This is a genomic window from Rhodococcus sp. NJ-530, from assembly GCF_003860625.1.
Lineage (GTDB): Bacteria > Actinomycetota > Actinomycetes > Mycobacteriales > Mycobacteriaceae > Rhodococcus_F > Rhodococcus_F qingshengii.
Window position 1 is genome coordinate 4,687,185 of record NZ_CP034152.1, and the last position, 21,023, is coordinate 4,708,207.

The 21,023-nt window shown below is 63.0% G+C and carries 20 protein-coding genes; 8 read left to right on the forward strand and 12 right to left on the reverse strand.

Going from position 1 to position 21,023, the window contains the following annotated elements:
- The first annotated feature begins 6 nt into the window (after positions 1 to 6).
- Positions 7 to 921 (forward strand): hypothetical protein, encoded by a 915-nt coding sequence (locus EHW12_RS21645; RefSeq protein WP_125051736.1) that lies wholly within the window; start codon positions 7 to 9, stop codon positions 919 to 921.
- Positions 921 to 3,182, forward strand: a complete 2,262-nt coding sequence (locus EHW12_RS21650; protein ID WP_030536311.1) for a heavy metal translocating P-type ATPase — start codon at positions 921 to 923, stop codon at positions 3,180 to 3,182. The genes EHW12_RS21645 and EHW12_RS21650 overlap by 1 nt, the downstream gene beginning before the upstream one ends.
- A gap of 58 nt (positions 3,183 to 3,240) precedes the next feature.
- On the opposite strand, the gene rsmA is transcribed toward EHW12_RS21650, so the two are convergent.
- From rsmA to EHW12_RS21665, 3 genes are read right to left on the reverse strand one after another with little or no spacing between them, the layout of a single operon-like run.
- A complete protein-coding gene (gene rsmA / locus EHW12_RS21655) occupies positions 3,241 to 4,140 on the reverse strand; it encodes a 16S rRNA (adenine(1518)-N(6)/adenine(1519)-N(6))-dimethyltransferase RsmA (RefSeq protein ID WP_003946263.1) in 900 nt (299 codons plus the stop codon).
- A 9-nt stretch (positions 4,141 to 4,149) separates the two neighbouring features.
- Positions 4,150 to 5,277, reverse strand: coding sequence for a resuscitation-promoting factor (locus EHW12_RS21660; RefSeq protein ID WP_065455355.1), 1,128 nt, complete (start codon positions 5,275 to 5,277; stop codon positions 4,150 to 4,152).
- 31 nt (positions 5,278 to 5,308) lie between these two features.
- Complete coding sequence (locus EHW12_RS21665; RefSeq protein ID WP_125051738.1) at positions 5,309 to 6,433, reverse strand: resuscitation-promoting factor; 1,125 nt, start codon at positions 6,431 to 6,433, stop codon at positions 5,309 to 5,311.
- Between the two features lie 236 nt (positions 6,434 to 6,669).
- Between EHW12_RS21665 and EHW12_RS21670 the strand changes: the two genes are divergently transcribed.
- A complete protein-coding gene (locus tag EHW12_RS21670; protein WP_003946214.1) occupies positions 6,670 to 8,118 on the forward strand; it encodes an amino acid ABC transporter substrate-binding protein/permease in 1,449 nt (482 codons plus the stop codon).
- Between the two features lie 17 nt (positions 8,119 to 8,135).
- Positions 8,136 to 8,882 carry an amino acid ABC transporter ATP-binding protein gene (locus EHW12_RS21675; protein ID WP_030536313.1) on the forward strand — a complete coding sequence of 249 codons (747 nt, stop codon included), beginning with the start codon at positions 8,136 to 8,138 and terminating at the stop codon, positions 8,880 to 8,882.
- A 36-nt stretch (positions 8,883 to 8,918) separates the two neighbouring features.
- Here the strand turns inward: EHW12_RS21675 and EHW12_RS21680 are convergent, their stop codons facing one another.
- From EHW12_RS21680 to EHW12_RS21690, 3 genes are all read right to left on the reverse strand, one after another.
- Complete coding sequence (locus EHW12_RS21680; RefSeq protein ID WP_125051740.1) at positions 8,919 to 9,344, reverse strand: DUF6578 domain-containing protein; 426 nt, start codon at positions 9,342 to 9,344, stop codon at positions 8,919 to 8,921.
- Positions 9,341 to 9,724, reverse strand: a complete 384-nt coding sequence (locus EHW12_RS21685) for a DUF6578 domain-containing protein (protein ID WP_042921287.1) — start codon at positions 9,722 to 9,724, stop codon at positions 9,341 to 9,343. The genes EHW12_RS21680 and EHW12_RS21685 overlap by 4 nt, the downstream gene beginning before the upstream one ends.
- A 76-nt stretch (positions 9,725 to 9,800) precedes the next feature.
- A complete protein-coding gene (locus tag EHW12_RS21690) occupies positions 9,801 to 10,628 on the reverse strand; it encodes a TatD family hydrolase (protein WP_030536315.1) in 828 nt (275 codons plus the stop codon).
- A gap of 21 nt (positions 10,629 to 10,649) precedes the next feature.
- On the opposite strand from EHW12_RS21690, the gene metG reads away from it, so the two are divergent.
- Together metG and EHW12_RS21700 are read left to right on the forward strand one after the other, a co-directional pair.
- Positions 10,650 to 12,248 carry a methionine--tRNA ligase gene (gene metG / locus EHW12_RS21695; protein ID WP_003946248.1) on the forward strand — a complete coding sequence of 533 codons (1,599 nt, stop codon included), beginning with the start codon at positions 10,650 to 10,652 and terminating at the stop codon, positions 12,246 to 12,248.
- A gap of 81 nt (positions 12,249 to 12,329) precedes the next feature.
- On the forward strand, positions 12,330 to 13,577 hold the full coding sequence (locus EHW12_RS21700) for a DUF2786 domain-containing protein (RefSeq protein ID WP_241199026.1): 1,248 nt from the start codon (positions 12,330 to 12,332) through the stop codon (positions 13,575 to 13,577).
- Here the strand turns inward: EHW12_RS21700 and rsmI are convergent.
- Positions 13,574 to 14,404, reverse strand: coding sequence for a 16S rRNA (cytidine(1402)-2'-O)-methyltransferase (gene rsmI, locus EHW12_RS21705; protein ID WP_003946264.1), 831 nt, complete (start codon positions 14,402 to 14,404; stop codon positions 13,574 to 13,576). The two genes, EHW12_RS21700 and rsmI, sit on opposite strands and share 4 nt — an antisense overlap.
- A 74-nt stretch (positions 14,405 to 14,478) precedes the next feature.
- Here rsmI and EHW12_RS21710 point away from each other — a divergent pair, with 74 nt between their 5' ends.
- The gene (locus tag EHW12_RS21710) at positions 14,479 to 15,987 is read left to right on the forward strand and encodes a phospholipid carrier-dependent glycosyltransferase (protein ID WP_003946230.1); all 1,509 of its coding nucleotides are present in this window, start codon (positions 14,479 to 14,481) and stop codon (positions 15,985 to 15,987) included.
- Positions 15,988 to 16,058: 71 nt separating this feature from the next.
- Here EHW12_RS21710 and EHW12_RS21715 read toward each other — a convergent pair whose 3' ends face one another.
- The 4 genes from EHW12_RS21715 to EHW12_RS21730 all read right to left on the reverse strand — a co-directional run bounded on the left by EHW12_RS21715 (position 16,059) and on the right by EHW12_RS21730 (position 19,343).
- Complete coding sequence (locus tag EHW12_RS21715) at positions 16,059 to 17,693, reverse strand: BCCT family transporter (RefSeq protein WP_003946258.1); 1,635 nt, start codon at positions 17,691 to 17,693, stop codon at positions 16,059 to 16,061.
- A gap of 84 nt (positions 17,694 to 17,777) precedes the next feature.
- On the reverse strand, positions 17,778 to 18,209 hold the full coding sequence (locus tag EHW12_RS21720) for a DoxX family protein (RefSeq protein WP_003946228.1): 432 nt from the start codon (positions 18,207 to 18,209) through the stop codon (positions 17,778 to 17,780).
- Between the two features lie 48 nt (positions 18,210 to 18,257).
- Positions 18,258 to 18,617 carry a GntR family transcriptional regulator gene (locus EHW12_RS21725; RefSeq protein WP_003946225.1) on the reverse strand — a complete coding sequence of 120 codons (360 nt, stop codon included), beginning with the start codon at positions 18,615 to 18,617 and terminating at the stop codon, positions 18,258 to 18,260.
- A gap of 42 nt (positions 18,618 to 18,659) precedes the next feature.
- On the reverse strand, positions 18,660 to 19,343 hold the full coding sequence (locus EHW12_RS21730; RefSeq protein ID WP_050654500.1) for an SDR family oxidoreductase: 684 nt from the start codon (positions 19,341 to 19,343) through the stop codon (positions 18,660 to 18,662).
- 94 nt (positions 19,344 to 19,437) lie between these two features.
- On the opposite strand from EHW12_RS21730, the gene arsC reads away from it, so the two are divergent.
- On the forward strand, positions 19,438 to 19,791 hold the full coding sequence (arsC, locus tag EHW12_RS21735) for an arsenate reductase (glutaredoxin) (RefSeq protein WP_003946209.1): 354 nt from the start codon (positions 19,438 to 19,440) through the stop codon (positions 19,789 to 19,791).
- Positions 19,792 to 19,804: 13 nt separating this feature from the next.
- Here the strand turns inward: arsC and arcA are convergent, their stop codons facing one another.
- A complete protein-coding gene (arcA, locus tag EHW12_RS21740) occupies positions 19,805 to 21,022 on the reverse strand; it encodes an arginine deiminase (RefSeq protein WP_003946210.1) in 1,218 nt (405 codons plus the stop codon).
- Between the last annotated feature and the right edge of the window lies 1 nt (position 21,023).

Here is a 21,023-nt window from a genome sequence, read left to right on the forward strand (position 1 = left end):
TCAGCCGTGCGCACCTCGACAACACTTGCCGCCTACGCCGTAGGGCTGGTCGCCGTCTTCGGCGCCGCCCTCGGCGTGGGGGCCGCAATCGGAAGCCCGATAGACATGTCCACCGCCCAGCACAGCACCCACGAATCAACCACAGAATCGATGCCAGGCATGGATTCGGCAACACCTGCAGGACTCGAAGTCTCTTCCGGCGGATACACACTCACCGATGTGACCGCACCCGGTCGAGCTAGGGAGCCGGGAACCTTGACCTTCCGGATTCTCGACGACACCAACACGCCCGTCGTCGATTTCGACCTCCTGCACGAGAAGAAACTCCACCTCATTGTCGTCCGAAACGACACCAGCGAATTCCGCCACGTACATCCGTCCCTCGCTGCAGACGGCACCTGGTCGATCGACTGGGCCTGGCCCGCCGCCGGCACCTACCGAGTCTTCGCGGACTTCGATCCCACCGACGGCACCCAACTGACACTCGGCCGAAACTTCGACGTGGCAGGCGAATTCACTCCTGCGCCGCTACCTGCGAAGAGCGCGACCGCAACCGTCGACGGATACACCGTGACTCTCGACGGTGATCTGACCACTGCCGGCGGCCCGATCACGCTGAGCGTTGCTCGCGACGGAGCCCCGGTCACCGATCTCGATCCGTACCTCGGTGCCTTCGGTCACCTCGTTGCCCTGCGCACCGGCGACCTCGCCTACCTGCACGTGCACCCCGAAGGCGAGCCAGGCGACGGCGTCACAGCTCCTGGTCCGGACATTTCCTTCCACGCACAGGCACCGAGCGAAGGCACATACCGGCTGTTCCTCGACTTCCAGCACGAGGGCGTGGTTCGGACCGCCGAATTCACTGTTGATGCAGGCATTTCCACAGCTTCAGTTCCAGACAATCACGAGGGAGGGCACTGATGACGTCACCGACTGCGGTCGACAATGCTGCCAACTCGAGCAGCGTCGAACTCGCGATCACCGGGATGACCTGCGCCTCCTGCGCGTCACGAATCGAGAAGAAGCTCAACAAGATCGACGGCGTCACAGCCACCGTCAACTACGCGACGGAGAAGGCCAAGGTCACCTTCCCGGACGGGGTACCCGTCGAAGATCTGGTCACTGCCGTCGAGAACGCCGGTTATTCCGCCGCGCTCCCCAAGCCGCCCAGCGCGCCGGACACCGTCGACCCGGATGCGGAAACCCCGCAGGATCGTGATCTGCGCGAGCTCCGTACCCGCCTGATCATCTCGACTCTTCTCTCCGTGCCGGTCATCGCTATGGCAATGATTCCTGCGCTGCAGTTCGACAACTGGCAATGGCTCTCCCTCACACTGGCCGCACCGGTCATCGTGTGGGCGGCCCTCCCCTTCCACCGGGCTGCCTGGGTGAACCTGCGTCACGGCGCGGCCACGATGGACACGCTCATCTCGCTGGGCACCATCTCGGCCTTCGTCTGGTCGCTCTACGCACTGTTCTTCGGCACTGCGGGCGAAGCCGGTATGAAGCACGCCTTCCGGCTGACGGTCGACCGGATGGACGGCAGCGCCAACATCTACCTCGAAGTTGCCGCGGGCGTCATCACGTTCGTGCTGGCCGGACGCTACTTCGAGCACAAGTCCAAGCGCACGTCCGGCGCCGCACTACGCGCACTCATGGAGCTCGGTGCGAAAGACGTCGCGGTATTGCGCAACGGCGTCGAAGTACGAATCCCCGCCGAAGAACTGGCAGCGGGCGACTCCTTCATCGTCCGGCCCGGCGAGAAGATCGCCACCGACGGCATCATCACCGAGGGCCGCTCAGCCGTCGACATGAGCATGTTGACGGGTGAATCCGTGCCGGAGGAAGTCGGTGTCGGGGACACTGTCGTCGGCGCCACCGTCAACGTCGGTGGAACCTTGACCGTCGAGGCAACCCGGGTCGGGAGCGACACCCAACTCGCCCAGATGGCGGCACTGGTCGAAGACGCCCAGAACGGCAAGGCCGAAGTTCAGCGCCTCGCCGATCGGATCGCCGGTATCTTCGTACCGGTCGTCATCGCGATTGCCGTTGCGACACTGGGCTACTGGCTCGGCACCGGTAACCCTATCGAGATGGCCTTCACCGCTGCTGTCGCCGTGCTGATCATCGCGTGCCCCTGTGCCCTCGGATTGGCAACGCCCACAGCCCTGTTGGTGGGCACGGGTCGCGGAGCCCAGATGGGAATCCTCATCAAGGGACCCGAGGTGCTCGAATCGACGCGCGCAGTCGACACCGTCGTGCTCGACAAGACGGGAACCGTCACCACCGGTCAGATGACATTGCTGGACACCGTGGTGGGCGAAGGAACAACCGTCGACGAGGTCCTTCGGCTGGCGGGCGCACTCGAACATCGCTCCGAGCACCCCATCGCCGCAGCGATCGCGAAGGGTGCGACCGAAGCCGTGGGCGAATTGCCTGCGGTCGAGGATTTCGTGAACGTCGCCGGGCGCGGCGTGCAGGGAATGGTCGACGGTCACGCCGTCGTCGCGGGCCGAGACGCGCTGCTCGCCGACTGGTCGATGCCGTTGCCGGAAAATCTCCGCGAGGCGAAGGCTGCAGCAGAGAAGGCCGGGCGCACCGCAATCGCGGTGGGCTGGGACGGCAAGGCGCACGGCATCCTCGTGATCGCCGACGCGGTCAAGGACACGAGCGCCGAAGCAATCGCGCAGTTGAAAGCACTCGGCCTCGAACCGGTTCTGCTGACCGGTGACAACGCCACCGTTGCTCGCACTGTCGCGGATCAGGTCGGGATCAGCACCGTCTTCGCCGAGGTCATGCCTGCGGACAAGGTCGACGCCGTCAAGAAACTGCAAGCGGAAGGACGCGTCGTGGCCATGGTCGGCGACGGCGTGAACGACGCGGCAGCCCTGGCTCAGGCCGATCTCGGCCTGGCGATGGGCACGGGTACCGACGTTGCGATCGAGGCCAGCGATATCACTCTGGTGCGAGGTGACCTGCGGTCGGCAGCCGATGCAATTCGACTGTCCCGCAAGACGCTCAAGACCATCAAGGGCAACCTGTTCTGGGCATTCGCCTACAACACGGCTGCGATCCCGCTGGCTGCGGCCGGCCTGCTCAACCCGATGCTCGCCGGTGCCGCAATGGCATTCAGCAGTGTGTTCGTGGTGAGCAACAGCCTGAGGTTGCGGCGGTTCAAATAAGGGGGCAAGCCCCTGTGCGCGGTTAGGGAGTCCCTGCACTCCTTAACCGCGCACGGGGCTATTCGCCTCCAGCCAGCCGAACGAAGGCTGCTGCGTCGAGCATCTCGCCACGCGTCTGAGGCTCGATACCGGCAGCGAGGAGCCGTCGTTCGGCCTCGGCAGGCGAACCTGCCCAACCGCTGAGAGCGGCACGCAAAGTCTTGCGGCGCTGTGCGAATGCGGCGTCGATCGCCGCAAAAACCTGCTTGCGGTGCTTCTCGTCCATCGGCCACGGCGGCTCCGCGTACCGATCGATACGAACCAGTCCGGATTCGACCTTCGGCACCGGCCAGAACACGTTGCGTCCGACGGCACCGGCGCGGCGAACCTCGCCGAAGAAGTTGGCCTTGACGCTGGGAACGCCGTAGATCTTGCTTCCCGGATCAGCCGCCAGGCGGTCGGCAACCTCGGCTTGCACCATCACGAGTGCGGTCCGCAGACTCGGAAGCGACGCGAACAGGTGCAACAGCACCGGCACCGCGACGTTGTACGGCAGGTTCGCGACAAGCGCGGTCGGCTCGCCGGGAATCTGCGAAGGCAACACACGCATCGCGTCGGCTTCGACGACGGTCAGGCGATCGGCCAGTTCCGGCGCTCGCTCGGCCACCGTCTTCGGCAGGCGAGCCGCGAGGTTGGGATCGATCTCGACCGCGATGACCCGATCGACCACGTCCATCAGCGCCATCGTCAGCGAACCGAGACCAGGCCCTACCTCGAGAACGACGTCGTCACGTGTCACGCCTGCCGTGGTGACGATGCGCCTCACGGTATTGGCGTCGTGAACGAAGTTCTGCCCCAACTGTTTCGTGGGCCGGACACCGAATTCCTCGGCAAGAGCGCGCACCTCGACCGGACCGAGCAGGGCTGCCTGCCCGCGCGGAGTAGCGATGGGTTCGTTCGATTGTTCGGCGTCTGACACCAGTAGAACTTATCCCAGTCCGAGGCGACCCGAGCACGACGGCCATGCGCCCCAGCCCTGAGTGCGCTGGGTCTGTGTCGCAATCGCGATCTGTTCTTCACGGGTGGCGAGGTCGGCGCGGGGCGCATACTTCAACCCGCCCTGTCGTTCCCAGGTGTTCTGATCGAACTGCACGCCGCCGTAGAAACCGTTGCCGGTGTTGATGGCCCAGTTACCGGTGGCCTCGCACTGTGCGAGCGCATCCCACGTCGAACCGTTCTCCACGGGCGGCACCTCGGTGCCCGGCTTCGTTCCGACACGCACGACCTTCGGCTGCGCCGGTGTGGTGATCGTCTCCGCGACCTGGGTACGTCCGGCTTCGACACCGTTGACGAGATTCACGGCGAACGTCACGTCACGCACACCGGGCACGCCCGGGTTCTCGACGATCGTGCGACTCTGGTTCATCGTCGGGTCCTCGATGCGCTGATCCGGCGGATCGAGCGGCAAGGTCTCGACCTTGTTCTCGGTGCGGTTGCGCGTCACCGTGACCTCCAGGCCCTCGGTCAGTGGAGCGTCGGCGGCGGGAACCACCGTGTCCGACTGCTCGAGCGGAGTGCCGTTGGCGGTAAGGAACTCCCCGACCGTCGGCGCCGCGATACGCACGTCTGCTGCCGCGTTTGCGCCGTCGACCAGTTTTGCGACGACCGGTGTCAGCACGTCGAGCGCGGCGCCGTCCAGCGGAAGACGCTGCGAGCGCGAAGCCGACACGTGCACATCCGCCGCGACGTCCAACTGCTTCAACGCGTCGTCGACGGTCAAGGCTGTGGTCCAGAGCTTCTGCGGCTGACCGTCGACCGTCAGCGTGATCTCACGGGCACGACGGAGCACCACGGTGTCGCCGTCGGACAGCGAAGCGTCGGCCGCGGGAGCAACTGCATCCTTGTCACCGATCGGGTAACCCGCGTCCTCGAGAGCGCCGTCGACGTTGGTCGACATGGTGCTCAGGCGAATCTGCTCACCGTCGACATCGAGAGTGATGGTCTTGTGCCGGACGACGGCCAGAACACCACCCACGAGAACCGTCAGGAGAAGAGCGGCGATCGCCGAGTACAACAACGGCGACCTGGTCGAGTTGATCTTGGCGAACGGTGACATCGGTTCCTGTGTTCTGTGAGGTGTGAGCGCGTCAGCGCAGGCCCAATTTGCTGGTGCAGGACGGCCAAGCACCCCAGCCCTGACCGGCGCGGACTTTCTCGCCGATCGCGATCTGCTGTTCACGTGATGCGAGATCGGCGCGAGCTGCGTACTGACCGCCGCCGAATGCTTCCCAGGTGCTCTGGGTGAACTGAAGTCCTCCGTAGAAACCGTTGCCGGTGTTGATGGCCCAGTTTCCGGTCGCCTCGCACTGAGCAATGGCATCCCACGTCGACGCGTTGGACACAGCGGGAGCGGAAGCCTGCTTGGTACCGACCTTCACCACTGCTGCGACCGGTTCCTTGATCACGGTCGCGGACAGTTCCGTGCGTCCGGCCTCGACACCGTTGACGGTCTTCACCTCGACGGTGGCCGTGCGCTCACCCGGAACACCCGGGTTCTCGACGACGGTCTTGTCCTTCTCGAGCTCGGGATCTTCGACCTTGTTCTCCGGCGGCGCGATCGGCTGCGTCTCGACGCGAGTGTCCGTGCGGTCGCGAGTGACCTGGATGGTCAGGCCGTTGGTAACGGGTGTGTCGGCGGCGGGAACCACCGAGTCGGCCTGCTCGAGCGGCGCATTCTTGGCCGCGAGAAGATCACCGACGGTCACGGCGGCGAGCTTGACCTCCGCCGCGGGAGCGCCACCGTCGCTGACGCTGACGGTCTTCGGGCTGACGACGTCGAGCTCGGTCCGTTCGAGCGGCAGACGATGCGAGCGCGAAGCCGAGACTGCGAAGTCGTCGGAAACATCTACCTGCTTCAATGCCTCGTCGACCGTCAATGCGGTGGTCCAGATGGTGGTCGGCTGACCGTCGACGGTCAGAGCCAACTCACGGGCACGGCGCAGTACGACGGTATCGCCATCGGACAGGGAGGAATCGGCACTGGGTGCGAGCGCGTCCTTGGGATCGACCGGGTATCCGGCGTCCTCGAGAGCGGTACCGACGCTGCTCGACATCGTGGACAGCGAAATCATGTCGCCGTCGACGTCGAGGGTGATCGTCTTGTGCCGAACCACGGCGAGCGCACCCCCGACGATGAGCGTCAGAAGCAACGCACCCACCACTGAATAGAGAAGTGGTGACTTCGTGGAGTTGATCTTGGCAAAAGGCGACACAGGAAATCCCAAGGCAGACGACGTTCGATCACAATACGGTAACGACCGAGCGTTGTATCGGCAACCAAATCACAACGAAATGCGACTTTTGTCACGGAACGGCAACGGCGTGTCGTGTGTTCTGCACTTTCCGGCTCCGATACCCGTGTATCGATTCAGCTCTGGGCGCAGTATGTTCTCGTCTGGTTCAAAGCAGTCCGGCGATCCCGGGCGCGACAGAAGAAAGCTGGGCGATAGTGCGAAGAAGATTCGACAGACCACGTAATGCCAGGTGGCCGATCCTGGCCATCCTGCTGGCGCTGATCGCAGCGCTGTTCGCCCCCGGAATCGCGAGCGCGCAACCCGGCCGCACCTACACGATCGCCACCGATCTGACATTCGCCCCGTTCGAATTCGAGAACGAAGACGGCAAACTCGTCGGCATCGACATCGACCTGCTCAATGCGATCGCCGAGGACCAAGGCTTCAAGGTCGACATCAAGCAGCTCGGCTTCGACGCGGCCCTTCAGGCCGTGCAGGCCGGGCAGGCGGACGGCGTCATCGCGGGCATGTCCATCACCGACGCCCGCAAGCAGGTGTTCGACTTCTCCGACCCGTACTTCGAGTCGGGCGTGCAGATGGCGGTCCTCGAGACCGACAACGACGTGAAGTCGTACGAGGATCTGAGGGGCAAGCGCGTCGCCGTCAAGAACGGCACCGAGGGCGCCAGCTTCGCCGAGTCCATCAAGGACCAATACGGCTTCACCACAGTCTATTTCGCCGACTCCGCCAGCATGTACGACGAGGTCCGCACCGGGAACTCCGTCGCAGTCTTCGACGACTACCCCGTCCTCGCCTACGGCATCACACAGGGCAACGGCCTCAAGACGGTCACCGAAAAAGAGGTGGGCGCGAGCTACGGCTTCGCAGTCAACAAGGGCCAGAACGCCGAACTGCTCCAGATGTTCAACGCCGGACTGCAGAACCTGCGCGACGACGGCCAGTACGACGAAATCGTCTCGACCTACCTCGGTCAGGGCGCGTCGACGTCGGACAACTCCATCATCGGCTTGATCAAGAGCACCTACCCGCAGCTTCTCAAGGGCCTGTGGTTGACGATCGTTCTCTCCGTCGTCTCGATCGCGATCGCTCTGGTCCTAGGCGCGATCTTCGGTCTCTGCCGCGTGTCCACCAACATGTTCGTCCGAGGTATAGGCACAACCTACGTCGACATCTTCCGCGGCACACCGCTGTTGGTGCAGGCATTCTTCATCTACTTCGGCATCCCGGCAGCCCTGCATTTCCAGATGTCCGCCTTCACCGCAGGCATCATCACGCTCTCGCTCAACGCCGGCGCGTACATGGCTGAAATCGTCCGCGGCGGCATCCTGTCCGTCGACAAGGGACAGATGGAGGCGTCACGAAGCCTGGGCATCAGCTACATGAAGTCGATGCGAAAAGTCATCATGCCGCAGGCAATTCGCACGATGATCCCGTCGTACATCAACCAGTTCGTGATCACCCTCAAGGACACGTCGATCCTCTCGGTCATCGGACTCGCCGAGCTCACTCAGACAGGGCGCATCATCATCGCGCGCAACTTCCAGTCGTTCAACATGTGGCTGATCATCGGCGTCATGTACTTCATCATCATCATGGCGCTCACCAAGCTGTCGAACCGCCTCGAGAAGAGGATCAACAAGTGACCGAAACAGCCGTCAACATGGGCAAGTCCGCCACCGAGGTCAAGATTTCGGTCAAGGGACTGAAGAAGTCGTTCGGCGACAACGAGGTCCTCAAGGGCCTGGACGTCGACATCAAGAGCGGTGAAGTGGTCTGCGTCATCGGGCCTTCAGGTTCCGGCAAGTCGACCTTCCTGCGTTGCCTCAACCGCCTCGAAGACATCACCGCCGGATCCGTGCGCGTCGACCAGTTCGACCTCACGAACAAGGATGTCGACATCGACAAGGTGCGCCAGCACATCGGGATGGTGTTCCAGCACTTCAACCTGTTCCCCCACATGAGCGTCGTCGAAAACGTGATGCTCGCTCCGGTGCAGACCGGGCGATCGACCAAGGAGCAAGCTCGCGAGATCGCCGTCAAACTGCTCGGCCAGGTCGGTCTCGCGGAGAAGGCAGATGCCAAGCCCGCCAGCCTGTCCGGTGGGCAGAAGCAGCGCGTTGCCATCGCCCGCGCACTCGCGATGAGTCCGGACATCATGCTCTTCGACGAGGCCACCAGCGCCCTCGACCCCGAAATGGTGGGTGAGGTTCTGCAGGTGCTGCGCGACCTCGCCAAGCAGGGCATGACCATGGTCGTCGTGACCCACGAGATGGGCTTCGCCCGTGAGGTTTCCGACCGAGTCATCTTCATGGCCGACGGATACATCGTCGAAGAAGGTAAGCCGGAGAGTCTGTTCGGCAACCCCCAGCAGCAGCGCACCCAGGACTTCCTGGCGAAGGTTCTCTAGGGGCAAGCCCCCTGTGCGCCTTTTTGGTAGTGGGGACTACCGGAAAGGCGCACGGGTGGTGGTCAATTCGACGACCAGCCCGGTCTCGATCCGATTCTGCGGCTCGAAGTCGAAGTCGCCGAACCTTCGGAACCACCGAGGACTGGCCTCGACCCTTCGATAGGTCTCGCTACCTTCGACGGGCAACCACATGCGTGGACTTCCGACTTCCTCGTACGTCGTCGTGACCACGAGAATCCCGAGCACCACACCGGTGGTCACGACTCCAGACGCCGGCATCCCGCCGTGAACCCAACCGTCGAAATCGTCGTCCTGCGATCGCGGTGTCAATGTCCACGAGCATGGTTCACCGACCACCGGAAACGGCCCGCAGCACTCGACTTCGACCGCGTCGACATGAACGCTGACGATCCGGACCGAAGAGTCGACCGGCGTCGGCTCAGTGAAGCTGTGCGCCCTCATCCCCTCGCGGGAAGAGCAAGCTCGACGACAACGGCCGTCTCCATCCAGCCACGACGACCGGCAACCAGCGACGACATGCCGCGAAAAGACCGTGGGACCTTCTCGACTCGAACGTGATCGGTGCTCCCAGGTACCAATACCCAGTGCCTGGGTTCTTGTTCGACAAACTCGCCGCGCTCGAGTCGGATCGAGAGAACGATCCCGGCCGTAGGTTCCACGTCGTCGGGATAGATTCCTCCATGAACCGTCCCGTCGAACCACAGCGACTCACGTGTGGGGTGCAAAGCCCACGCAGATTTTTCGCCGACCACCGGCAACGGTGCACAGCACTCGAATTCCCACGTTTCGATGCGGACTGTGACCACGTTGTAGTCATTCATCTGAATACTCCGCGCAGTAGACGAACCGGGACACGACCGTCCCGGGCGCGGAGTTACCTGTCAGACCACCATAGCGTCAGAGCTTGTAGACGCGCTCCGCTGTCGCCGTGGACGCTGCTGCCAGCGCCTGCGGATCCTCACCGCGGATGTCTGCGAGCGCGCGCACTGTGTACGGCAGGCAGTACGACTCGTTGGGCGCACCGCGGAACGGGTGCGGCGTCAAGAACGGCGCATCCGTCTCGACGATCAGTTGATCCGACGGCACCAACAGCGCGGCCTCACGCAGCGCCTTCGCATTCTTGAAACTCACGGTTCCCGAGAAACTCAACACGTAGCCCGCGTCGATGCACGCACGGGCCATCTCCGAATCCGAGGAGAAGCAATGGAACACCACGGTCTCCGGCGCGCCTTCCTCGTGCAGCACCCGCAGCAGGTCCTCATCGGCTTCGCGATTGTGAATCATCAGCGTCTTGCCGAGACGCTTCGCGAGGTCGATGTGCCACCGGAAACCGTCGACCTGCTCCTCGATGGTGGCGCACCCTTCGAGCTTGCCTGGCCAGTAGAGATCCAGCCCGGTCTCCCCCACCGCGACGACCCGCGGATCGGACGCCAACCGTTCTATCTCGGCTCTGGTGTCGACATCGAGGACGTTCGCCCTGGTCGGATGGATTGCGACGGCTGCGTAAACCCTCGAATCCCAGTTCGCAGCGTCGACGGCAAAGCGTGCGGCATCAAGGTCGTCGGCCACCGTGACGACCCGTCCGACGCCGACGGCTTCGGCCCGATCGACAATTTCGGCCACGGTCGCAGCGTCGTGCGCACCACAGGCGTCGAGGTGCGTATGTGCGTCGATCAGAGGCGACAAGGGCTCAGGGGCATCGGGGGCGGGACGGTCTTTGCTCACGCCCGATAGAGTAAGCCCACCATGACTGTGCCTGCCTCACCCTCCCAGACCCCGCGCCCGGACTCCGCTGCCCCGGAAGGCGCGGAACGATCGCCGTTCTACATCACGACAGCGATCGCGTATCCCAACGGCGCTCCGCACATCGGCCACGCGTACGAGTACATCTCCTCGGACGCGCTCGCCCGTTTCAAGCGGTTGGACGGTCATGAAGTGTTCTTCATGACCGGCACCGACGAGCACGGTCTGAAGATGCAGCAGACAGCGATCAAAGAGGGCATCGACGTCCGCGAACTCGCGGCTCGGAACTCCGACGTGTTCCAGAACCTCGACAAGGTCCTGAACATCTCGTACGACCGGTTCATCCGCACCACCGACGCCGATCATCAGGTCGCCAGCAAGGCGATCTGGGAAAAGATGGCCGCATCGGGCGACATCTACCTCGACACGTACTCGGGGTGGTATTCGGTTCGTGACGAGGCCTTCTACACCGAAGCCGAGACCACGCTTCTGGACGACGGCACCCGTCAGTCGACGGAGACCGGCACCCCGGTGGAGTGGACCGAGGAGTCCAACTACACCTTCCGTCTCTCGGCCTACGAGGACCGTTTGCTTGCTCTGTACGAAGAGCATCCCGAGTTCATTGCCCCCGCGACTCGTCGCAACGAGATCGTCAGCTTCGTCAAGGGCGGCCTCAAGGACCTGTCGATCTCGCGCACCACGTTCGACTGGGGCGTCGAGGTTCCCGGAGACCCCGACCACGTCATGTACGTCTGGGTCGACGCCCTCACCAACTACCTGACCGGCGTGGGTTACCCGAACGTCGACTCGGCGGAGTTCGAGAAGTTCTGGCCCGCGAGCCTGCACATCATCGGCAAGGACATCACGCGTTTCCATACCGTGTACTGGCCGGCGTTCCTCATGTCTGCCGGCATCGAACTGCCGGAGCGGGTCTTCGTCCACGGGTTCTTGTACAACAAGGGCGAGAAGATGTCGAAGTCGGTCGGCAACGTCGTCGACCCCATCGCGATGGTCGATCAGTACGGCCTCGACGCGGTCCGCTTCTTCCTGCTCCGCGAGATCTCGTACGGCCAGGACGGCAGCTACAGCCACGAAGCAATCGTGACGCGTATGAATGCAGACCTGTCCAATGAACTGGGCAACCTCGCGCAGCGTTCACTGACGATGGTCGCGAAGAACTGCGATGCCCAGGTACCGACCCCCGGCGAGTTCACCGAGGACGACCTGGCGATGCTGGCGTCGGCGGATGCCCTGCTTGCCAAGTGCCGCAGCGAGTTCGACGTGCAGGCGCTGCATCTCGCACTGGAAGCCATCTGGGGCGTTCTCGGCGAGACCAACCGGTACTTCTCCAAGCAGGAACCGTGGGTTCTGCGCAAGACGGATCCGGCACGCATGGCGACGGTTCTGTACGTGACGCTCGAAGTGGTCCGTATCGTCGGGCTTCTCGTTCAGCCGGTGATGCCCGACGCGGCGTCACGCATCCTCGATCTGCTTGGCCAGAGCGAAGAGAACCGGCAGTTCGCCGACATTGCGGTTCGCATCGACGCGAACCGGAAACTGCCTGCTCCGGCGCCAGTTTTCCCCCGCTTCGTCGAGGAATGAGCTAAGCGAGAGTGCCGCACGTGGGGTCCGAGATATCCGGTTACAGGCGGATGTGTCGGACCCCACGTGCACACTCCAGCCATGACGACGAATAGAACATACATTCGAACCAGCGCTTCGGCGCAGACACTGCCATGGAACGGAGCGCGGGTGTCCACTCAGGAGGTCAGCCCTCAATCCGTTTCCGCGGTGCGAGATCTCGTTTCCGAACTGTCCGCGGCGTACGACCGCGGATGGCAGCCGGCGGATCTGATTCATCTGGCGCGTCGAAGCAAAGAAGCGTCCGACGCCGATCTCGCCGCCACCACCATCCTGTTCGACGCGAAGGCGTCGCGCGCCTCCGATCGCGCTCCGCTCGAATGGGTGGGGCAGTTGCAGACGATCGGCGAGCAGTATCCGAAGTCTCGGCACATCGCTTCTCGAATCACCGTGGACGACGACGTTTTTCGCTCCCTCGCGGCCGGCCTTCTGTTCCAGGATCCCTACTTCCTCGTTTCGCAGATCGTCGACGTCGCGCGATCGTGGATGCGCCTACCTCAGTGGACGGTATTGCTCGCGCCACCATCCACCTGGCCGTCGCAACGCACCCACACCAGCTATGCCGGCGTCGGTGACACCGAGGTCGACGCCAAGGTACTCAAGCGAATTCGTGGGCTACTCGCCAAAGCCGAAGCCACCAACTTCGCGGAAGAAGCCGAGATCTTCACCGCGAAGGCCCAGGAGTTGATGACGCGATACGCGATCGATTCCGCACTGCTCCACAGTCGCGCCGGGGTCACCGACACGTCCGTGAATGCACGACGCATTCACATCGAGAACCCGTACGTGAAAGAAAAAGTTCACCTCCTGACCGAGATCGGCGAATCGAATCGTGTCAGGACGGTGTGGTTCAGCGATATCGCGCTCGCGACCGTCGTCGGCACTCCGGTCGACCTTCAGCAAGTCGACATGCTGTTCACTTCACTACTTGTACAGGCAACCCGTGCAATGCAATTCGCCGACTCGAGCAATCGTGGCGGCTCACGCACCACCTCGTTCCGCAAGGGATTCCTGGCCGGGTTCGCCAGCCGCATCGGACACCGCCTGCGTGACGCCGGCACCAAAGCCACCGCCGAAGCGGCCGACGCGGCATCGATGGACGTCGCGGATCTTCTGCCGATCCTCGCCACCACATCCGAGGCCGTCGACGCCGAATTCGATCGATTGTTCCCGACAACCCGCAAGACTCGCGGACGGTCCGTGGACGCCGAAGGCTGGCACGCCGGCCAGGCTGCAGCCGACGACGCCAACCTGCGTCCCGGCACACCCGCCGTGAACCGCTCCCGCTAGTCCTTGCGCGCAGCCAGGACCGTCTCGTACAACTCACGCTTGGAGACTCCGGCCGTTGCGACCAGAGCACACGCGTCCTTCAATCGTGCTCCCCCCTCGACCAGCCTTTCCACCTCGTCGACCAGATCGGCAGGATCAGATGCCACCAGCACTGCGCCTTCGAGCACCACCGTGATCTCACCGCGAACGCCCTCGGCGGCCCAAGCAGCTAACTCCCCGAGAGTGCCGCGCTTCACTTCCTCGTAGGTCTTGGTCAATTCCCGGCACACAGCCGCGCGGCGATTCGGCCCGAGCACTTCCACCGCATCTGCGAGGCAGTCGGCAAGGCGATGAGGCGCTTCGAAGAACACACACGCTCGCTGCTCGGTTGCCAAGGCAGAGAGCCACGTCTTGCGCTGCCCCTGCTTACGCGGCGGGAACCCGTCGAAGCAGAACCGCTCGACGGGCAATCCGGAGAGTGCCAGCGCCGTCGTCACCGCCGACGGACCGGGCAAGCACGTGACGGCGAGGTTCTCGGCTACGCAGGCGGCGACAAGGCGATATCCGGGATCGCTGACCGACGGCATGCCCGCGTCCGTGACCAGCAGGACGGTCTTGCCTTCGGCGACGTCGGCGACCAGCGCGGGCAGCCGGGAAATCTCGACCTGATCGTAGAAACTGACGATCTTCCCGGTGATGGTTACCTCGAGCGCGGACGCCAGAGACTTGGTGCGTCGTGTGTCCTCCGCAGCAACGACGTCGGCGGTTGCGAGAGCAGACCGAAGACGCGGAGACGCGTCACCGACATCTCCCATGGGTGTTGCGGCGAGTACCAAGCGACCAGTCATACCTGACAGCCTACGATTGCCAGGTGACTGTGCAGACGGACGAGCGGCCAACGCCCGCCACGAGCGATCGGGTAATGCGTAGTCCCGGCCCGCTGGTACCGGATCCTGATTTCGGCCCGACCGACAGATTGCGCGGCTGGATCGTCACCGCTTTCGTCACCGCTATCGCGGCGATCACACGCTTCACGATGCTCGCCTACCCGACCGACGCCGGCACACCTGTCTTCGACGAGAAGCACTACGTTCCGCAGGGCTGGCAAGTTCTGACCGGTGGCGGCATCGAAGACAATCCCGGTTACGGATTGGTGGTACACCCGCCCATCGGTAAGCAGATGATCGCGATCGGCGAAGCACTCTTCGGTTACAACGGTTGGGGGTGGCGATTCTCGTCGGCCCTGGTCGGGACACTGATGGTCTTGCTGATCATCCGGATCGTGCGCCGCATGACGCGCTCCACGCTGATCGGCGCGATTGCCGGAATCCTGCTCATCGTCGACGGCGTCACCTTCGTCTCCTCACGCCTGGGGATGCTCGACATCTTCCTGGCTTTCTTCGTCCTCGCTGCTCTCGGATGCCTGGTGGTCGATCGCGACCAAGTCCGCGAACGGATGGCGAAGGTATACGAAGAGGGCCGAATCGGCGACTCTGCCTGGGGTCCGCGGCTGGGTTTCCGGTGGTGGAGGTTCGGCGCCGGCATCCTGCTCGGCCTGGCCTGCGGAACCAAGTGGTCCGGCATGTACTTCATTCTGTTCTTCGGATTGCTCAGTGTTGCCTTCGACCTGTCAGCGCGCCGCGCCTACCGCGTGCAGCGCCCATGGGTCGGCACTGCAGTTCGCGACATCGGGCCGGCTCTGTATGCGTTGGTGATCATTCCGCTCGGTGTGTACCTCGCGAGCTACTGGGCCTGGTTCACCAGCGAGACCGGCGTCGACCGTCACGCCGTCGGTAACGAGATCGGTGAGGGCGGCACATGGAGCTTCATTCCCTCCGCGCTGCGCTCACTCTGGTACTACAGCGGAAACGTTCTCCAGTTCCACGCCGGTCTGACCAACTCCGCCGGAAACCACCACCCGTGGGAGTCGAAACCGTGGACGTGGCCGATGGGGCTACGACCGATGCTCTACTACTACGCCGACGGCGAGCAGGTCACCGGTTGCGGGGCCGCCAGCTGCGTCAAGGCCGTGATGCTGATCGGCACACCGGCGATGTGGTGGCTGGCCCTACCGATGTTGGCGTGGGCGATCTGGCAGACGTTCGTGCGCAGGGACTGGCGATACGCCGTGGTCCTGACCGGCTACGGTGCCGCTTACCTCCCGTGGTTCGCGACGCTCGACCGCCAGATGTACTACTTCTACGCAGTTGCACTCGCCCCGTTCATGGTCATGGGATTTGCGCTGGTCCTCGGCGATGTACTGGGCAAGGCGAGCGCGTCCGTCGAGCGTCGTACCACCGGACTTCTGGCAGTCAGTCTGTACATCGGTCTGGTCGTGGCCAACTTCGTCTACCTCTGGCCGATACTCACCGCCATGCCGATCACGCCGGAATCGTGGCAGAACCATCTGTGGCTGCCCAGCTGGAAATAACCAGACGACAAAGGGGCACCGAACCGCAGTTCGGTGCCCCTTCACAGTTCAAGTCCTACTCCGCTCAAGTCCTACTCCACAGACTTACCCACACGGCGTCCTCGGCGCGGGCGTAGGAGAGCACGTTTCTGCTCCTTCGCCGCAATGATGATCGGGTCGTGCGAAAGATCCTTGTACAGCGAGAAGCACAATCCGATCATGACCAGCACGAACGGCGCCGCAGCGATGATCGTCATGGTCTGCAAGCCGTCGAGCGCTTCGGAACCACCGGTCCACAGCAGAAGCGCCGCGACGCCACCGGTCAACATGCCCCAGAACACCACGACCCAGCGACTCGGTTCGAGCGTTCCGCGCTGCGAGAGCGTCCCCATCACCATCGACGCAGCGTCGGCGCCGGAGACGAAGAACACTGCGACGAGCAGCATGACCAGGACAGTCGTCACTCCGGCCAACGGCAGATTGTCGAGCATGCCGAACAGTTGAGCCTCTTCCGAGCCTCGGCCGGACAAGCCGATTCCGTCGCGTTCCTCGCCGATGCCTGCGCCGCCGAAGATCGCGAACCAGAGCAAGCTGACAGTCGTGGGAACGGCGATGACGCCGACGATGAACTGGCGGATCGTGCGGCCGCGGCTGATGCGGGCCAGGAACATGCCGACGAACGGCGTCCAGGACACCCACCATGCCCAGTAGAAGATCGTCCACGACGAAAGCCACGCGCCGGTTTCAGGATTCGACGATGCACCCGTGCGGGCCGACATCTGGGCGAGGTCGGAAACGTATGCACCAATGGTCGTCGGGAGCAGATTGAGAATCAGCACGGTCGGCCCGAGAACGAACACGAACAGGGCCAAGATCAGCGCTAGCACCATGTTGATGTTGGAGAGCCACTGAATTCCCTTGGCCACACCGGAAACTGCCGAAGCGACGAACGCCAGGGTCAGCACCGCAACGATGGCCACGAGCAGGAATACGCCGGCTTCTTCCATCCAGCCGACTACCTCGAAACCGGAGCCGATCTGAAGTGCGCCGAGCCCCAAAGATGCTGCGGTGCCGAAAAGCGTCGCAAAGATTGCCAGGATGTCGATGACCTTGCCGATCGGCCCTTCGGCTTTGCGACCGAGCAACGGGATGAAGGCCGAACTGAACAGTTGCTTGCGTCCTCGGCGATACGACCCGTACGCAATGGCAAGGCCCACAACGGCATACATCGCCCAAGGATGAAGACCCCAGTGAAACATGGTGGTAGCCATGGCAGTTCCGACGCCACCGTCGGTACCGGGAGGCGGAGTCACGTAGTGCGCAAGCGGTTCCGCGACACCGAAGAACATCAGGCCGATGCCCATGCCGGCGCTGAACATCATGGCGATCCAGCTGACGGTTCGGAACTCTGGCTTCTCACCGTCTTTGCCCAGCGGAATGTCGCCGAATCGACTGACAGCGAGGTAGATGGAAAACAGCACGAAAGCCGAAGCTGCGAGTACGAAGAGCCAGCCGATGTTCGTCACCAACCAGCCGAGAACACTTCCGGTTACCGAGTTCAGGTTGTCGGGAGCTACGAGACCCCACACGACAATAGCCAGCACCGCTGCGGCCGCCACGGAAAACACCACGTAGTCGGTCCGAACGCCTACCCGAGTGAAGCCCGTCTCCGGGCGCTCTTCGTTGGCCCCGGAATCTTGTTCGGATCGATCAGATTTCGTCACCATAGATGACTACGTTCGTCACTTTGTGGGCCAAAAGCAAGCTGGAAGGCGGGCTCAACAGCCGTTGAACCCGCCTTCTCACCCCGATCAAGCTGGGGTTTTAACCCAACCGTTGCCCTTGCCGATCAATCCGTCGATGCTGATGCGTCCTGCGCCGATAACAGCGATCAAGAGCGAACCGACACCGAGTGCGACGACGAGTTCATAGCCGCCGTTGTCTATGAAGACGCCCTTGTCGGCGTGCACGATGAAGAACGCGCCGACCATGTCGAGGAACAGCAGTGCGCCGACGAGCGGGGTCAGCAGACCCGCGATGAGCAGGATGCCGCCACCGAGTTCGATGGATGCTGCCAGAACTGCAGAAATCTTGGGGAGCGGGGCGCCCATCCCTTCGAATGCGGCCTGCGTTCCGGCGATCTTGTAGGTGAAGAACTTCTGCCAACCGTGGGCGATGAAGATGATCCCGAGGCCGACACGGGCGATGAGGAGTCCGAGGTCACGAGCAATCGACGAATTCATGAGCCAAGACTGACAGCTTTAAGTTGAAGCGTCAACTTAATCAATGTGTCACGCACCTCTCAATGCCGACTCCACCATGGCGACGATCTCAGTGTCGGAGTACCCGAGCGAGCGGACCTTATGCGCAAACGCGGTCGCCGCCTGCTCCGCCTGCGCCTGCACCGGATCGGTCCCCGAAGCGATGAACGTCCCTTGCTTTCCCCTCGTCTCGATCACGCCCTGATCGCTGAGCGCGCGATAAGCCTTCGCGACGGTGTTGGCCGCCAATCCCAGCTCCGAGGCCAATGCACGCACCGTCGGGATCTTGGTTCCCGCAATCAATCCGCCGCCGTGAACCTGCTCGATAATCTGTTGCCGCAGTTGGTCGTACGGAGCTGTGGAGGAATCGTGTTCGATCGCGATCTTCATCGTCACCCTCGTCGTATCTTCTCGGTCACAGCATCTTCTCTCTCACAAACCCTCGATCGCTTCGCGGATCGTATGCGGGCCGGAGGTCAGAACCAATATCTTGCCGACACTGGACGGCGCGTCGATGAGCGCTTCGATCACTGCGGCGACATCTGCACGAGGCACAGAGCCTCGATCGACGGGTGGCTCTGCAAGAAGGACTTCACCGGTGGGGTCGTCGTCTGTCAGAAGTCCTGGCCGAAGAATCGTCCAATCCAGCGAAGTCCTTGTCTTCAGGTCTTCCTCCGCTGCCGTCTTCGCCCGCAGGTAGGCGGCAAAAATCTCGTCGGTGTTCTCCGGTATTTCGTCACCAGCACCCATGGCGCTGATCTGTATGAACCGACGCACTCCCGCTTTCTCGGCGGCATCGGCCAACAGCACCGCCGCAGCTCGGTCTACGGAGTCCTTCCGCTCGATCGAGCTACCAGGTCCGGCGCCCGCGGCGAAGACCGCGACGTCGGCACCGTCGAGTACCTTCGCAACTTCCTCGACCGTGGAGGATTCCAGATCGATCACCACGGGGAACGCGCCGAGTGTGCGGACCGCACCCTCGTGCGCGGAGTTGCGGATCAGCGCTACCGGCCGATCACCATGTCCTGCCAGCAGGTACGTCAGGTGCTGCGCGATCTTGCCGTGCCCACCGGCAATGACCACGCGCCGTTCGTCCACACTTCGATGTTCCGTCATCGTTTTCTCCTCACAAGTCGGTACTTCAAGTGCAGCGCGCCGGAGGTGTCCGTTGTTCCCCTGTTTGTCCCACGAGTTCGGACACAGAGGCAGAATGACGGACATGGCATCTGCAACCATCTTCCACAATCAACGGTGCAACACGTCGCGGACTGTTCTCGGACTTATCCGCGACGCCGGCATCGAACCGACCATTGTGAAGTACCTCGATACTCCGCCTACCCGATCCGAGCTGGAAAAACTCCTCGCCGACGCCGGCCTCGAGCCCAGCCAAGCCGTTCGCAAGCGCGAAACGCAGTACAAGGAACTCGGGCTCGCCGATGCATCCGAATCCGAGATCCTCGACGCGATGATCGAGCACCCAATTCTGATCGAACGCCCGTTCGTGGTCACCGACAAAGGCACCGTCCTCGCGCGGCCTGCAGCCAAGGTGGAAGAAATTCTCTGACAGCGTCGACGGCTTACAGCGGATCGCGGGCGATCGGGCAGGACATGCACCGAGGACCACCTCGGCCGGACCCCAGTTCCGAACCCGCGATTCGCAAAACCTCGATACCCGAGGCCTCCAGCCTGGCGTTCGTTTCGACGTTGCGCTCGTAAGCGACGACGACGCCAGGCTCGACGGCGAGGGTGTTGTTTCCGTCGTCCCACTGCTCACGCTCGGCAGTCACCGTGTCGAGTCCGGTGTCGATCACACGCAGTTTTCCGATTCCCATGGCGTCGGCCGCCGCTTCGAGGAACGGCGTCGCACCGCGAATACTCACCCCGTCGTCTTCCTTGCGCAGAGTGAACGCCGCCAGGGTGTCCTGAATGGCCGGATACATGACGACCGCGTCGGCCTCGACCATGGTGCAGACCGTGTCGAGATGCATCGACGCTCGGCGTTGCTCGATCGGAACAACCAACACCGTGTGGGCGAGGCCGTCGTCGAACACGCTACGCGCCAATGCTTCTGCTCCGGCGGGTGACGTACGTTCACCGACACCGATTGCGATCACCCCCGGCGCGAGAAGCAGCACGTCACCTCCCTCGACAGGAGCCGTGTGCGACTCGTACGCGCGGCGCACGCCTTTGAATCGAGGGTGATGCGCGTAGACGAGATCCGTTATCGAGGATTCGCGAGCTCGCGCTGACAACGCCAAGGACGTGATGATGACCCGTGGCCCGACCCAGAACGACGAATCACGGGTGAAGAGCAAGTTGGGCAACGGGTCGATCACGAAGTCACCGCCGTGATGCATCCTGCGCACCAACGAGGTCGAGTCGGCATCGATCGGCAATTCGTCGAACGTCATTCCTGCAGTAAGGATCGACGAAAGCTCCTTCGGCTCCACCTTTCGCAGGTAGGCGGCCAGGTGTTGCCCGAGCGCGTGGCCGATCTTGCGTGCGTCGACGGCGGCCGCGATTCCCTGGATCCTCGCTGCGCCACTGACCTCGAGCGCCTCGGTGAGGAGATCGGACAAAAGCAGTACCTCGACGCCGCGCTCACGAAGGACGGTCGCAAACTGATCGTGTTCTTCCTGCGCGCGGTCCACCCACGGCAACGCGTCGAATAGCAGCTCGTCGTTGTTGCGCGGAGTCAATCGTTTCAACTCGTCGCCAGGACGATGAAGAATGACCGATCGCAATCGGCCCACCTCGGAATCGACACCGAGGGGGACGGAGCCAGAAGCGTTCATG